The 15041-nt window shown below is 66.1% G+C and carries 10 protein-coding genes; 8 read left to right on the top strand and 2 right to left on the bottom strand.

What is annotated here, in order from left to right; translation table 11 throughout:
* Positions 1-117 precede the first annotated feature (117 nt).
* Complete coding sequence (locus tag RE429_RS16130) at positions 118-564, bottom strand: Crp/Fnr family transcriptional regulator (RefSeq protein ID WP_370438386.1); 447 nt, start codon at positions 562-564, stop codon at positions 118-120.
* The gene (locus RE429_RS16135; protein WP_414471735.1) at positions 561-3206 is read right to left on the bottom strand and encodes an ABC transporter transmembrane domain-containing protein; all 2646 of its coding nucleotides are present in this window, start codon (positions 3204-3206) and stop codon (positions 561-563) included. Before RE429_RS16135 ends, RE429_RS16130 begins: the two co-directional genes overlap by 4 nt.
* A gap of 214 nt (positions 3207-3420) precedes the next feature.
* Here RE429_RS16135 and RE429_RS16140 point away from each other — a divergent pair, with 214 nt between their 5' ends.
* From RE429_RS16140 to RE429_RS16175, 8 genes are read left to right on the top strand one after another with little or no spacing between them, the layout of a single operon-like run.
* Positions 3421-4698: a glycosyltransferase family protein gene (locus RE429_RS16140; RefSeq protein WP_414471736.1), complete on the top strand. Its 1278-nt coding sequence runs from the start codon at positions 3421-3423 to the stop codon at positions 4696-4698.
* 9 nt (positions 4699-4707) lie between these two features.
* The gene (locus RE429_RS16145; RefSeq protein WP_414471737.1) at positions 4708-5979 is read left to right on the top strand and encodes a glycosyltransferase family 4 protein; all 1272 of its coding nucleotides are present in this window, start codon (positions 4708-4710) and stop codon (positions 5977-5979) included.
* Complete coding sequence (locus RE429_RS16150; RefSeq protein WP_414471738.1) at positions 5976-7118, top strand: glycosyltransferase family 4 protein; 1143 nt, start codon at positions 5976-5978, stop codon at positions 7116-7118. The genes RE429_RS16145 and RE429_RS16150 overlap by 4 nt, the downstream gene beginning before the upstream one ends.
* Complete coding sequence (locus tag RE429_RS16155; protein ID WP_414471739.1) at positions 7106-9031, top strand: glycosyltransferase; 1926 nt, start codon at positions 7106-7108, stop codon at positions 9029-9031. The genes RE429_RS16150 and RE429_RS16155 overlap by 13 nt, the downstream gene beginning before the upstream one ends.
* A gap of 32 nt (positions 9032-9063) precedes the next feature.
* Positions 9064-10929: an ABC transporter ATP-binding protein gene (locus tag RE429_RS16160; protein ID WP_414471740.1), complete on the top strand. Its 1866-nt coding sequence runs from the start codon at positions 9064-9066 to the stop codon at positions 10927-10929.
* Positions 10929-12854 carry an ABC transporter substrate-binding protein gene (locus RE429_RS16165; RefSeq protein ID WP_414471741.1) on the top strand — a complete coding sequence of 642 codons (1926 nt, stop codon included), beginning with the start codon at positions 10929-10931 and terminating at the stop codon, positions 12852-12854. The genes RE429_RS16160 and RE429_RS16165 overlap by 1 nt, the downstream gene beginning before the upstream one ends.
* A complete protein-coding gene (locus RE429_RS16170) occupies positions 12851-13870 on the top strand; it encodes an ABC transporter permease (protein WP_414471742.1) in 1020 nt (339 codons plus the stop codon). Before RE429_RS16165 ends, RE429_RS16170 begins: the two co-directional genes overlap by 4 nt.
* The gene (locus RE429_RS16175; RefSeq protein WP_414471743.1) at positions 13867-15030 is read left to right on the top strand and encodes an ABC transporter permease; all 1164 of its coding nucleotides are present in this window, start codon (positions 13867-13869) and stop codon (positions 15028-15030) included. Before RE429_RS16170 ends, RE429_RS16175 begins: the two co-directional genes overlap by 4 nt.
* The last annotated feature ends 11 nt before the right edge of the window (positions 15031-15041 follow it).

Genomic DNA, 15041 nt, shown 5'->3' on the forward strand with positions numbered 1-15041 from the left:
TGGGACAAGAGTTGACGGGTAGTTGTGTCGAGAATCGGTCAGCTTGGCCGTAAGACCGCGATCTTACTCAATTTGAGGGTGTCTTTTCCCCGGGAAAGTAACCCTAAAAGCGAGCTTTCACGAGGAAGATTGGGCTACGAGCTGCGCATTGGTGCGCTCGAGACGCTGCGCCAGCTCCCGCATCACCGCCAGGGACATCTGCGGAAACTGGGCCAGCAGTTCCAGAAAGACGCGCTTGTCGATGCGCAGAGCCGTGGTCGGCTCGGCCGCCATGATCGTGGCCGAGCGGGGCGTATCGGACAGGATTCCCATCTCGCCCACGAGGGCGTTGCCGGCGAGCTCCGCCACCTGGATTTCCCCTCGGGGCGTATTGAGGAGCACGCCGGCCCGCCCGTCGAGAAGCACATAGGCGGCATCGGACGGATCGCCCTGCGAGAAGAATCGCTGCCCGGCGGCGAACTGCACCCGTTCGCTCGTGAAGGCGAGCAGCTTCAGACGGGCCGGATCGACATCCCGGAACATCGGGACCTGCCTCAGGGACTGAACCTCGGTCTCAAGGGTCATGCCACCTCTCCTGCAACATTGCGGGCGCTCTCCACCTCGGGCCTCTGCGCCCGTCCCTGCGAATCCGCCGTTTTTTCCGTGACAATCGTGTCGTCTTGAAAGCGCATCTGAACATCGAAAGCCCCGGCCTGTCGATCATTGGACAGCACCATGAACAGGCTTTGTTGCTCGAGATACGCGAGAAGCGCCCGGAGGATCCTCTCGGCGCGCTCCTCGTCGAAGGGCGCCAGGGCTCCGTCGATGACGAGAATATCGGGACGCTTCACCAGGCAGCGCACCAGGTTGATGCTGGCGCGCTCCTGCGGCGACAGGAGGCGGCCCGCGGCGCCGACCTCGTGATCGAGCCCGATACGCTCCACGTCCTCCAGGAGGTCGAGTTCCCGCACGACGGCCGCGATGGCCTCCGCGACCCGGTGGCGGGCATCGGCCACCTGATAATTGACCCGGCCGAAGAGAAGATTGTCCCGGAGGGGAGCCGCCATGCAGATCCCCTCGGGATCGTAGAACTCCACCCCGGTCGCGTCGTCTTTCTCGAGCGTGTCGCGCACGAAGCTGCGGGCCTCGACGATCCGCCGCCGCAGCTCGTCGTCGAGCAGGCCGAGACGGTGCCTGGCCTCGATATAGGCGAGCGGCAGGGCCAGAAGCCGTGTCCGCTCCTCCTGCCGCAGCCCGGAGCCGCCCCTCGCCAGGCGGCGCAGGGTGGCCTGGAATTCCGGCAGCTCGTCCGCGCCGATGAAGGAGAATTGCGCGAAGAGGGAATGTCCCGGCGGCAATCCCTGGAAGATCTCGGTCATCGTCTCCGCGATCTGCAGCCCCATCTCGGTGAGCTTGTCCGTGAGCCCCGCCCGGTCGATGGCGCTGCGGAACCGCGGATTGTCCGCGAGATTGCGGCCCACGAACTCCTCGGAGACGGGAACGCCGAAGAGCAGGTTCTCGGCGATCGTGGCCTGATCGTTGTAGCGGTCGATGTCGAAGGGCTCCACGAGATCCGCCATGCCGTTCGACCGGAAGTTCTCCCGGAGCCTGTTCCGGGCCTCGACCAGACGCTCCGCAAGGGCGGCATGCCGCTCCGGATCGATCTGCCCGACGAGTCCGAACAGATAGATGGATTCACCCATCCCGACCTGGTTCAGCAGCCCGACCAGGACCCGGTCGAGATCGTGCTCGTCCTTCAGGCCGAGGCGCTCGTAGTCGACCCAGCGGTCGGCGATGCTCTCGAAGGGATTGCCCGTCCGCGCGGCCTCGGCGATGCGGCGCGTCACATCGCGTCGCTCGGCCTCGCGGTCCATGGGCTTGATGCGCAATCCATAGACGAGGTTGTCGCGAATGCTGCCGGGAAAGATGATGGGATCGACGCCCGCATAGGCGATCCGGCGCCCGGCGACCGATACGGGAAGATGCGCGAGATCCCGGTCGGCGATACGGATGCGCCCCGAATAGCCGGGGATGCGCCGGGCCAGGATGCGGGCCAACATGCTCGCGGCGGGGCTGCCGTTGGAAATCAGCGCCACCGTGGCCGGCAGCTCCAGCGAGAAGGAGGCGTTGTCGATCACCAGGTCGCCGTGAGACCCGGCCAGACTGAGACCCTCGGCCACGAGCGGGCCGACGAGCGGCTCGTCCTCGGCGGCCTCCTCGGCATCGATCATCGGCCCCAGCCGCTCTTCCGCGAAATGCTGGGTGACCTGGTCGTACTTCACCTGCACGTCGAGGCGCTGCTGATCCCAATCGATCAGCTCCTTCAACGGAGGCGGCAGCTCGCGATAGGCGCTGATCACGGCCACGAGCTGACCGATGTCGAGCGTACCGCGCAGCGCGAAATAGCCGCCCACCGCGTAGAACAGGAAGGGCGTGACCTGCGACAGGAAATTGTTGAGGAATTTGACCGCGAATTTCCTGTTGTAGATCTTCAGGCGGATGGCGAAGAGGCTGAAGAGGCGGCTGCCGATCTCCGTCCGCTCCCAGGCATAGGCGTTGTGAACGTGCACGACCTCGATGCCGTCGAGCACCTCGCCGATTCGTCCCGCGAGCTCTCGGGATGCCAGCTGGCGCTGCTTGCCGAGGTGCAGCAGTTCCCGCCGCAGGCGCGGAATGATGGTGAACTGCACCGCGATCACGGCCAGCGCCATGAGGCCGAGCCACACGTTCTGCACCATGATGAAGAACAAGGCCGTCAGGGCCTGCAGGCCGAGCAGGACCGGCGTGATGAACGCATCCCCGATGAACCCGCCGATGGGCTCGACCTCGTCCTTGATGATCGTCGCCGTCTCGGACGATTTGACGGTGCGCAACGCCTCCGGCGTGAAACGCAGGACCATCGCGAAGAGGTCGAATCGCATGCGCCGGAGCATGCGCTCTCCGAGAACGCCCTTGGCGAGATTGATCCAGTATTTGAAGCCGTTGTTGATGATGACGAAGAACAGGAACAGGCACGAGAGACCGATCAGGAGTCCGACGCGGCCGACCTGAAATCCCTCGAACAGCTGAAGGGATCCGCCGCCGAGCCATCGCGGCCAGTCGATATGCAGCCGCAGGAAGGGCGCCGTAATGTTGCCGTCCTTGAACGCGTCGCCCTGAATGGCCTCGTTCACGATCTGGCGAGGCAGGTCGAGGGAGATAAAATAAAATGGTTGAGACAGCAGCACGACAAAGCATATGAACAGCTGGTCGCGCTTGGAATGAGTCCAGATATACCGAAAGAGGCTCTTTTCCATTGCCGTAGAGTTATAACCTTCAAAGCTGAAGAGAACCTCTTCCCGATCTCCGATCCTGCCTTATGTGATCGGTGGGGGCTTGAGAAGAGGTAGAGACGGAAGATGCGTCGTCAACCGATGCGCCTTCCTGCCAAGAGGCGTCCGGATGGCGGATTTGGTGACCAGTTTAAGCAAGGAGCCCGATTCACGCCTCCCCCGGGGCCTCCCGGCCCGAGGTCCACGGGTCCTCATCTACAGCCACGACACCTTCGGTCTCGGCCATCTGCGCCGGTCGCGGGCGATCGCCAACGCCATCGTGGCCGACCGGCCCGACGCATCGGTGGTGATCATCTCGGGCTCGCCGGTCATCGGCAATTTCGAGTTCGGCAGCGGCGTCGACTACATCCGCATCCCGGGCGTCACGAAGCTGCCGGACGGCGATTACCGCAGCCTCAACCTCAACGTGAACCTTGACGAGGCGGTCGGCCTGCGTCAGGCGCTCATCCTTCAGACCGCGAAGGCCTTCCGGCCCGACGTGTTCATCGTCGACAAGGAACCCACGGGATTTCGCGGAGAGGTCCTGCCCGCCCTCGACTATCTTCAGGCGGCGGGCTGCCGCCTCGTGCTCGGCATCCGCGACGTGATGGACGAACCGAGCCTTCTCGTCCCCGAATGGGAGCGAAAGGGAGCGAAGGCGGCCCTCATCCGCTACTACGACGAGATCTGGGTCTATGGCCTGAAGGACGTCTACCGGCCGCTCAAGGCCCTCGACCTGCCGGAGGAGGTGAGCGAGCGCGTCACCTATACTGGCTATCTGCGCCGCGAGGTGCCCCCTACCCCCTCGCTGACGCGGTATCCGAAGATCACCAAGCAGCCCTTCATCCTCGTGACCACCGGCGGCGGCGGAGACGGAGACGACCTCATCGACTGGGTGATCTCGGCCTACGAAGCCGACCCCGCCCTGGAGCAGCGCGCCCTGATCCTGTTCGGCCCGTTCATCGACCGCGACAAGCGCCGCGCCTTCGTGGAGCGCATCGCCCGGCAGCCGAAGCTCGACGTCATGTCCTTCGACAACAAGATCGAACGGCTCATGAAGAAGGCCGACGCCATCGTGGCCATGGGCGGCTACAATACGTTCTGCGAGGCGCTGTCCTTCGACAAGCGCACCCTCATCGTGCCGCGCACCCGTCCGCGCCTCGAGCAATATATCCGCGCCGTCGAGGCCGAGCGCCTCGGTCTCGTGCGGATGCTGAGCGATTACAAGGAGCCGCGCACGCCCGAGCGGATGGCCACGGCCCTGCGCAACCTCGCCTCGCAGCCGCGTCCGTCCGAAGTGACCATTCCCGGCCTCCTCGACGGGCTTGACCGGGTGCAGGAGCGGCTTAAGGCTCTCCTCGAACCGACACCTCAGTTTGAGCCCGCCTATCGTCAGGCGGCCGGGTAAACCATTCCGATGCCTCCCTCACCTGAATCCCGGCGGATCGCCATCGTCGTGAAGGGCTATCCGCGCCTGTCCGAGACCTTCATCGCGCAAGAAATCCTGGCCCTCGAAGGCCGGGGTCTCGATCTCGAGATCTGGTCCCTCCGCCACCCGACGGAGCGGGCCGTGCATCCCATGAACAGGAAGATCAGGGCGCGGGTGACCTATCTTCCGGAATATCTCTACGAGGAGCCTTTGCGCGTTCTCAAGGGCGCGTTCTGGAGCATCCGACAACGGGGTTTTCGCCCGCTGCTCAAGGCCTTCCGGCGCGATTTGAAGCGGGATTTCACGATGAACCGCGTGCGTCGCCTGGGACAAGCCTTCGTCATGGCGCGGGAACTGCCCGCGAATGTCGGCCATCTCCACGTTCACTATCTCCACACGCCGGCCTCCGTGGTGCGCTATGCGGCGCTGCTGACCGGCCGCACCTGGACCTTCTCGGCCCATGCGAAGGACATCTGGACGACGCCCGACTGGGAAAAGCGCGAGAAAATGCAGGAAGCCGTCTGGGGCGTCACCTGCACGGCGCATGGCGCCGGAAACCTGCAGGCCCTATCGGCCCCGGGCCGCGTCTCGCTCGTCTATCACGGCCTCGACCTTTCCCGCTTTCCGGCTCCCCCCGAAAGCCGCCCGGCGCGCGACGGCGCCGATCCCCAGGATCCCGTGAGGATCGTTTCCGTCGGGCGGGCGGTGGCCAAGAAGGGCTACGGCGACCTCATCCAGGCGCTGGCCGCCCTGCCGGGCGATCTGCACTGGCGCTTCGCCCATGTGGGCGGGGGCGACCTGCTGAACAGCCTCAAGGCGCAGGCCCAGCAGGCGGGCATCGCCGACAAGGTCGCCTTCCTGGGCGCGAAGGCCCAGCCCGACATCGTCGCGCTGCTGCGCGAGGCGGATCTCTTCGTGCTGCCGTCCAAGAAAGCGGCCTCCGGCGACCGCGACGGGCTGCCGAACGTGATCATGGAGGCGGCGAGCCAGAAGCTCGCCATCGTGGCGACCGACTTTGCCGGCATTCCGGAATTCATCCGCGACGGCGCCGAGGGCGCGCTCGTGGCTCCCGGCGACTGGGAGGCCCTGTCGAACGCGCTCAACCTTCTCGCGCGGGAGCCCGCGAAGCGCAGGATGCTGGGCGAGGCGGCCTATCAGCGCCTTCGTCGGGACTTCTCGACGGAAGGCGGCATCGACGTGCTGGAAGCCCGCTTGCGCACCCTCGTCGGCAACCCGTCGAAACAGCCGGAGCCCGTGTGAGCGCCCGTCGGCCCGTCGCGTTCTATGCCCCCCTGAAAAGCCCGGACCATCCCCTGCCCTCGGGCGACCGCACCATGGCACGGCTCATGATGCGGGCTCTCGGTCAGGCAGGCTTCACGCCGCAGCTCGCGAGCGGATTGCGCACGCTCGACAAGGCGGGTGACGGACGGGTTCAGGAGGATCTGAAGCGGCAATCCATGGCCGAGGCCTCCCGCCTCATCGCCCATTACCGGGCCCTTCCCGAGGATCGCCGGCCCTGCCTGTGGTTCACCTATCACGTGTACTACAAGGCTCCCGACTGGATCGGCCCGCAGGTCAGCGAGGCTCTGAGCATCCCTTACGTGATCGCCGAAGGCTCGCGCGCCGCCAAGCGTGCGCAGGGTCCCTGGGCCTTGGGGCATGCGGGGGCGGAGGAAGCGCTCGACCGGGCCGACGCGATCTGCGTGATGACGGCCAAGGACCGGGTCGCGCTGGAGCGCGCACGCCCGGCGCACCAGACGCTGGTCGACCTGCCGCCCTTCATGGATAGCGGAGAATGGCCGAAAGCCTCCGCCATGAGAGGCTCCGCCGAGCCGCAGCTTCTCGCCGTCGCCATGATGCGTGACGGCGACAAGCTCGCATCCTATCGGATTCTCGCGGATGCGCTTTCGCGCATGGCGCATCTCCCCTGGCGCCTCGCCATCGTGGGCGACGGAGAGGCGCGCCCGGAGATCGAGCGGCTGTTCGCGCCGCTTTCACGACGCGTTCGCTTCCATGGACAGATCGAGGACCGGAGCGATCTCGCCGCGCTCTACCGAAACGCCGATCTGTTCGTCTGGCCCGCGGTGAACGAGGCCTACGGCATGGTGTTCCTGGAAGCGCAGTTCTTCGGCTGCGCGGTCGCGGCGGGCGATTTCGGCGGGGTCGCCAGCGTCGTGAAGAATGGGGAGACGGGAGTCTTGACTGCGCCGGGGGATCCGGCTGCATTCTCAGCGGCCATGAAAGACTTGCTTGAACACCCGGAACGGCTCCGGACGCTCGGCGCCAACGCGCAGCGCTTCGTGAGCGAGGAACGCAACCTCGACGGCGCCGCCCTGCGCCTGCAGGCGGCGCTCTCGTCCCTTTCGAAATCGGGAGGGGCACGACCTTGCGCGTCCTGATCGTCGTCACCCACCTCCTGGGAGCGGGCCACCTCACGCGCGCCGCCGCGCTCGCGCGCGCCTTCGCCGAGGCGGGCCATGCCACCACCCTGGTGTCCGGCGGCGGCCCCGTTGAACCGGCGGGCCTCGACGGCGTCACCTTCGTGCAGCTGCCGCCCGTCCGCATTCTGGGCACGGACTTCGGGACCCTGCTCGACGAGGAGGGCGCCTCCGTCCATCACTTCCGGCTGGCGGAGCGGCGCATCCTGCTTCTCGAGACATTACGGACGCTCCGCCCGGACATCCTCGTCACCGAACTCTTTCCCTTCGGCCGCCGCGTGCTGGCGGAGGAGTTCATGACGCTCCTCAAGGATGTGCGGAGCCACTCCCCGCGTCCGCTCGTCCTCTGCTCGATCCGCGACATCCTCGCCTCGCCCTCGAAGCCCGGCCGTATCGAGGAGACCCATGCGCGCATCCTCGAAGGCTACGACGCCGTGCTCGTCCACGGTGATCCCCGCATCGTGCCCCTGGACGCCACATGGCCCGTCGACGAGAGGATCCGCCCGCTCATCCGCTATACCGGCTACGTGGACGAGAATCCGGAGCCGCTCGACAGGAGCGAAAGCCGGGGCATCCTCGTTTCGGGCGGATCGAGCGCAGCGAGCCTTCCGCTCTATCGCGCGGCCCTCGCGGCCGCGCAGGAGATCACCGACGAACCCTGGCGCATCCTGGTCGGGCGCGGTGTCGGCGAGGCCGATTTCCTGGCGCTTCGCGACCAGGCTCCGGCCCATGCGACGGTGGAGCGCGCGAGATCCGATTTCCGGGCGCTTCTGGCCCGGGCGGAAGTGTCGGTCAGCCAGGCCGGCTACAACACGGTCGTCGATCTTCTGCGCAGCAAGGTCAAAGCGGTCCTCGTCCCCTTCGAGACCGGGAACGAGACCGAGCAGCGCCTGCGGGCGGAACGGCTGAAGGCCCTTGGGCTCGCCGAGATCGTGCCGGAGGCGGAGCTCTCCCCCCGCCGCCTCGCCGATGCCGTGCGGCAGGGCCTGGCGCGCCGCCTCCATCCGGCCCCGCCTATCGCCCTCGACGGTGCGCGAGAGAGCGTCGCCATTGCGGAAAGCCTGGTGCTCGCCCGCCCCGCCCTTCACCGCCGCATCGACTGGTCGCCCGTGGACGAGGCGCTCGACCGGGCGAGGGATCGCGGCTGCCGGATCCGGTTCTGGTGGCGCGACGACGACGCGGTGGCCGAGACGCCCGGGCTCGACCGCCTCCTCGCCCTGAGCGGCCGCGCCCAGGCCGGCCTCGCGCTCGCCGCCATTCCCGCCGGTCTCAAACCCTCCCTCGGCGAACGCCTCCGGAACGAGAGGCGCGTCTTCGCCCTCGTGCATGGCTGGTCTCACACCAACCATGCCCCCGCCGGTGAGAAGAAGGCGGAATTCGGCCGTCACCGCCCCCTCGACGCGATGGAAAAGGAAGCGGAGCAGGCCCTGCACGCTGCCCGGGAGAAGCTCGGCCGCAAGGTCCTTCCGGTCTTCGTCCCGCCGTGGAACCGGATCTCGCCCGAGCTGGCGCGGCACTTGCCCCGTTCGGGCTTCACGGCGCTTTCGTCCTTCGGCGAGCGCAAGGCGGCTTCACCTGCCGAAGGACTGACCCAGGTCAACACGCATGTCGATCCGATCGACTGGCACGGGACCCGGAGCTTGGCCGATCGGGAGCGGATCGTGGCGGGGATCGCCGCCGCCATCGAGCGGAGAGCCAGTGGCGAGGCGGACCGGGACGAGCCCATCGGATTCCTGACGCATCATCTGGTTCACGACGAGGCCGTCTGGGCGTTCTGCGAGGCGCTGATCATGCATCTCGCCATCCGGCAGATCCCTCTTCTGCGCCCCGACGAAGCGTTTTCGGCAACAAACAGGATCGCAGCCTTGGCCTGATGCGTTATGATCATTGCCAACCGGAGGAGCTCATGGATGCGCCGCTCCTGTCGATCCGTCAGCTGACGGTCGACTTTCATACCGATACCGGGGATTTCCGGGCGGTGGACGGCCTGTCCTTCGACATTCCGAAGGGCCGGACGGTGGCGCTCGTGGGTGAATCCGGCTCCGGCAAATCGGTGACGGCCCAATCCATTCTTCAGATCCTGCCGAAGAAGGCGCACATCTCCGGCGGATCCATCCTCTTCAACGACCCGACCTTGGAGGCGCCTGCGGATATCGCGTCCCTCCAACCCGAGAGCGACGCCATGCACCAGCTGCGCGGCGGGCGCATCGCCATGATCTTCCAGGAGCCGATGACGTCGCTCTCGCCGCTGCACACGATCGGCGATCAGATCTCGGAAGCGCTCCTGATCCACGCCCGCGTGAGCAAGGCGAAGGCGCTGCAGCGCACAACGGAGGTGCTGGCCCGGGTCGGCTTTCCCGATCCGAAGCGGGCGCTCCGCACCTATCCCTTCGAATTGTCGGGCGGCCTTCGCCAGCGCGCCATGATCGCCATGGCGCTGATCACGCGCCCGTCCCTCCTGATCGCGGACGAGCCCACCACCGCGCTCGATGTGACGACGCAGGCCCAGATCCTCGACCTCATCAAGGAGCTCCAGGCCGAAACCGGCATGTCGGTCCTGCTGATCACCCACGATCTCGGCGTGGTGGCCAACATCGCCGACGAGGTCGTGGTCATGTATCGCGGCCGGGTCATGGAGGCGGGCTCGCGCGAGGATATCTTCCGCAATCCCCAGCACCCCTATCTCCAGGCGCTCATGCGCGCCGTCCCGCGCTTCGCCATGGCGGAGAACGAGCGCCTGACCCCCATCCGCGAGGTGAAAAGCTCCGCCCTGGCGCGGGTGCACGCTCCCGAGAGACCGCAGCCCAAAGGGCCGATCCTCCAGGCCGAGGGATTGACGAAGTGCTTCACGCTCCGGTCCGGCAGCTTCTTCGGCCAGCCGCGCACCATCCACGCGGTGAACGGAGTCGATCTCGCATTGCCGGTCGGGCGGACGCTGGGGCTCGTCGGGGAATCCGGCTGCGGCAAGACCACGGTGTCCAAGATGATCATGCGCGGGCTCGAGCCGGATGCCGGCCGGGTCCTGTTCGACGACGGCACCGGCCCGAAGGACGTTCACCGCCTCGAAGGCGAGGATCTGACGACCTATCGGCGCTCCGTGCAGTTCATCTTCCAGGATCCGTTCTCGTCCCTCAATCCGCGGATGACGGTCTACGAGCTTCTCACCGAACCTCTGCGCATTCACGACATCGGCACCTCCGACGAGCGCTATCAGCGCGTGAAGCAGCTGCTCGACATGGTGGGTCTCGACCGGCGCTCGCTGCGCCGCTACCCGCATTCCTTCTCGGGCGGCCAGCGCCAGCGCCTCGGCATCGCCCGGGCGCTGGCGCTCGAACCGCGCGTCCTTTTGTGCGACGAGCCGGTCTCGGCCCTCGACGTCTCCGTGCAGGCCCAGGTCCTGAACCTTCTGAAGGATCTCCAGGCGGCGCTCGGACTCTCCTATCTGTTCGTGTCGCACAACCTCGCCGTGGTGGATTACATCGCCGACACCATCGCGGTGATGTGCCGGGGCTACATCGTCGAAGAGGCCCCGAAATCCTCGCTCTTCCGCAACCCCGCTCATCCCTATACGCAGGCGCTCCTTGCGGCCGTGCCGGATCCGGACCTCGATCGCCCGCTCGATTTCGGAAAGCTTCGGGCCGACCGCTTCTCGAATCCCGCGGAATGGCCCGAGCCCTTCCGTATCCCGGACGGCGAATTCGGCACGATGGAAGAGATCGAACCCGGCCATCGGATCCGCCTGGGACGCGCCCCGGCACTGGAGGTCGCGTGATGATGACCTGGCTGCGAACGGCGCCCCTCGCCCTCTCTCTCGCCCTCTCTCCCATCTTGGCCTGCACCTTCTTCGCGATGCCCGCCCGGGCGCTGGAGCTGCAGGAGACGCCCTATTTCAAGAACCAAGACAGGACGCTGCCGCCGGTCGCGGAGCGCCTTCCTTCGACGCCGCTCGTCGTCGATGCGACGGGCGAGCCCGGCGGCGAGATCGTGACGCTCGTGCCGCGGGCCCGCGACATCCGCTACATCTCGACCTACGCCTATACTCGCCTCGTCGGCTACGACAGGCATCTGGAGCTTCAGCCCGATCTGCTCGAGTCGTTCGACAACCAGGACGACATGGTCTTCACCTTCACCCTGCGCGAGGGCCATCGCTGGTCCGACGGAACGCCCTTCACGACGGAGGACTTCCGGTATTACTGGGAGGATGTCGCCCTCAACAAGGACCTTTCTCCCGCTGGCCCTCCCGAATTCATGCTGGTGGACGGAAAGCCGCCGCGCGTCGAGGTGCTCGACGAACGCAGGATCCGCTACACTTGGGACACGCCCAACCCGCGCTTCCTGCCGCAGCTCGCGGGGCCCATCGATCCCGGGATCTACCGGGCATCGAAGTACCTCAAGCAGTTCCACGCGAAATACGCGGACGAGGCGTCCCTGGACGAGAAGGCCAGGCAGCAGAAGCTGAAATCCTGGGCCGCCCTTCACAACCGCATGGACGACATGAAGGAGCAGACCAACCCGGACCTGCCGACCCTCATGCCCTGGCGCGTGACGAACGCCGCGCCCGCCAACCGCTTCGTGTTCGAGCGCAATCCCTATTATCACCGCGTCGACAGGAAAGGGCATCAGCTTCCCTATCTCGACCGCGTCCTCATGGACGTCTCCGCCGGCGGGCTCTTCGCCGCCAAGGCCAATGCGGGGGAAACGGATCTCCTGTTCCGCGGCCTTACCATGAGCGACATCCCGGTGCTCAAGGAGGGCGAGAAGATGCAGGGCTACAGAACGCTGCTCTGGCCCTATGCGCGCGGCACGGAGCTGGCGCTCTACCCCAACCTCAACGCGGTCGACCCGGTCTGGCGCCGGCTCAACCGCGATGTCCGTTTCCGCCGCGCCCTGTCGCTGGGCATCGACCGCAATACTTTGAACAACGCCCTGCTCTTCGGGCTCGGAACGGAGGGCAACAACACGGTGGTGCCGGAAAGCCCACTCTATTCGCCCGAGCTGCGCACGCTGTACGCCGAATACGACCCCGCCCAGGCCTCGCGTCTCCTCGACGAGGTCGGCCTGACGGAGCGCAACGGCGCGGGCTTCCGCCTGCTGCCGGACGGGCGCGAGCTCGAGATCATCGTCGAGACCGACGGCGATAGCAGCCTCGTGGTGGACGGACTGACGCTGATCGGCGAGTTCTGGCGCGAGATCGGCGTCAGGCTGTTCGTGAAGCCGCAGGACCGCACGGTCCTGCGCAACCGCGCCTTCGCCGGATTGACCATGATGGTCGCGGCCCCCGGCCTCGACAACGCCTTGCCCACCGCGATCATGCCCCCGACGGATTTCGCCCCCAAGCGCCAGGACAACTACGCCTGGCCCAAATGGGGCCAGTACATCGAGACCAAGGGCATGAACGGCGAGGCCATCGATGTGCCCGAGGCGAAGCGCCTCGCGGAACTCTACGAGGCCTGGATGGGGACGGCCGACAAAGCCGAGCAGACCCGGATCTGGGAGGAGATGCTCCGCAATCACGCGGAGAACCAATGGGTGATCGGCACGGTGTCCGGCGCCCTGCAGCCGATCGTGGTCAGAAACGGATTGCGGGGCCTTCCCGAAAAAGCGCTCTACAGCTGGGAACCCACGGCCATGCTCGGCATCTACCGGGTCGACGAGATCTATTGGAACAAGGCCGCGGGCAAAGAGGCGCGCCGATGATCCGTTTCCTGCTGCGCCGCGTCGTCACCATGGCGGTCACGCTCTTCATCATCTCGGCCCTCGTGTTTTTCATCATCAAGCTGCCGCCCGGGGACTATCTCTCCAACCTGATTTTCGAGCTGCGCGCGCAGAACGACAACGCCTCGATCGCCAAGGCCGAGTTCCTGATCAAGCAATATGCCCTCGACCGGCCGGCCTGGGAGCAGTACCTGATCTGGATCGGCGCGATGCCGGGGCCGAATGGTTTCTCGGGCCTGCTTCAGGGCGACTGGGGCTGGTCCTTCGAATATGACAAGCCCGTCGTGGAGGTCGTCGGCGACGCCCTTTGGCTGACGTTGCTCGTGAACCTCGCGGCGGTCATCTTCATCCACCTGGTCTCGATCCCCATCGCGATCTATTCCGCGACGCGGCAATATTCCGTGGGCGATTATCTGGCGACCTTCGTCGGCTATATCGGGCTTGCGACCCCGAGCTTCCTGCTCGCCCTCATCCTTCTCTACTACCTGAACCGCTGGCTCGGCATCTCCATCGGCGGCCTCTACGACGCGAGGTTCGCCGGCGAGCCCTGGGACTGGCCCAAGATCCAGTCCCTTCTCGCGCATCTCGTCGTCCCGACCATCGTCATCGGGCTCGCGGGCACCGCCTCGATGATCCGGCGCATGCGCGCGAACCTGCTCGACGAGTTGGGAAAGCAGTATTACGTGACCGCGAAGGCCAAGGGCCTGGGGCCCACCAAGGCCCTCCTGAAATATCCCTTCCGCATGTCGCTCAACCCCTTCGTCGCCGATATCGGCAACCTGCTGCCGCATCTGGTGTCGGGGTCGGTGCTGGTCTCGCTGGTGCTGAGCCTTCCGACCGTGGGACCCATTCTCCTGAGCGCGTTGAAGAACCAGGATCAGTTCCTCGCCGGCTTCATCCTCATGTTCGTCGCGGTGCTCACCGTCGTGGGCATGCTGATCTCCGATCTCCTGCTGGCCTGGATCGATCCCCGGATCCGCATGGGAGGCGGGCGATGAACACGGTCTCCGCGCGCGCACGGCACTATGTGGATCCCACGCCCTTCGATCCGGGCGCCACGGAACCCATCGGCACGGAAAACGAGAGCTTCTACCGCGCCTCCTCGTGGCAGCTCATGTGGTGGAAATTCCGGCGCCACAAGGTGGCGGTCGCGGCGGCCTTCGTGCTGCTCGCCTTCTATCTCGTCGTGCCCTTCGTCGAGATCATCGCCCCCTACAACCAGACGAAGCGCCACGGCGACTTCCTCTACGCGCCGCCGCAGCCGATCCATCTCATTCACGAGGGCCGCTTCATCGGCCCCTACGTGTACCCCTACAAATTCACCTTCGATCTGGAGACGTTCCGCAGGGTCTACACCGTCGACCGATCCCAGCCGCAGCCGATCCGATTCTTCTGCCGGGGCGATGCTTACGAATTCTGGGGCGTCTGGAACATGGATTTCCATCTCGTCTGTCCGCCCGAGAACGGCACGATGTTCGTCCTCGGCACGGACCGGCTGGGGCGCGACCTCTTCTCGCGCATCGTCTACGGCGCGCGCATCTCGCTCACCATCGGCATCATCGGCATCGCGGTCTCCTTTGCGCTGGGCCTGTTCTTCGGCGGGCTGGCCGGCTATCTCGGCGGCTGGGTGGATCACGTGATCCAGCGCATGATCGAGATTCTGCGCTCCTTGCCGGAGCTGCCCCTCTGGCTCGCGCTGTCGGCGGCGCTTCCGCCGAACTGGAGCCCGATACTCGTCTTCTTCGGCATCACGATCATCCTGGGCCTCCTCGACTGGCCGGGCCTGGCCCGCGCCGTCCGGTCCAAGCTCCTGGCTTTGCGCGAGGAGGATTTCGTGAAGGCCGCCGAGTTGATGGGCGCCTCCAAGAAGCGCGTCATCGCGCGCCACCTCATCCCGAACTTCATGAGCCATCTGATCGCCTCGGCGACGCTCTCGATCCCCTCCATGATCCTCGGCGAGACCGCCCTCTCCTTCCTGGGGCTGGGCCTTCGTCCGCCGGTGACGAGCTGGGGCGTCCTGCTCAACGAGGCCCAGAACCTCGCCGCCGTGCAGCTTCATCCATGGCTGCTCTTTCCCATGGTCCCGGTCATCGTGGTGGTGCTCGCCTTCAACTTCATGGGCGACGGCCTGCGCGACGCGGCCGATCCGTATCATTGATCGGACGGTGA

This window comes from Microvirga sp. M2, from assembly GCF_047497095.1.
In the GTDB taxonomy this organism is placed as follows: Bacteria; Pseudomonadota; Alphaproteobacteria; order Rhizobiales; family Beijerinckiaceae; genus Microvirga.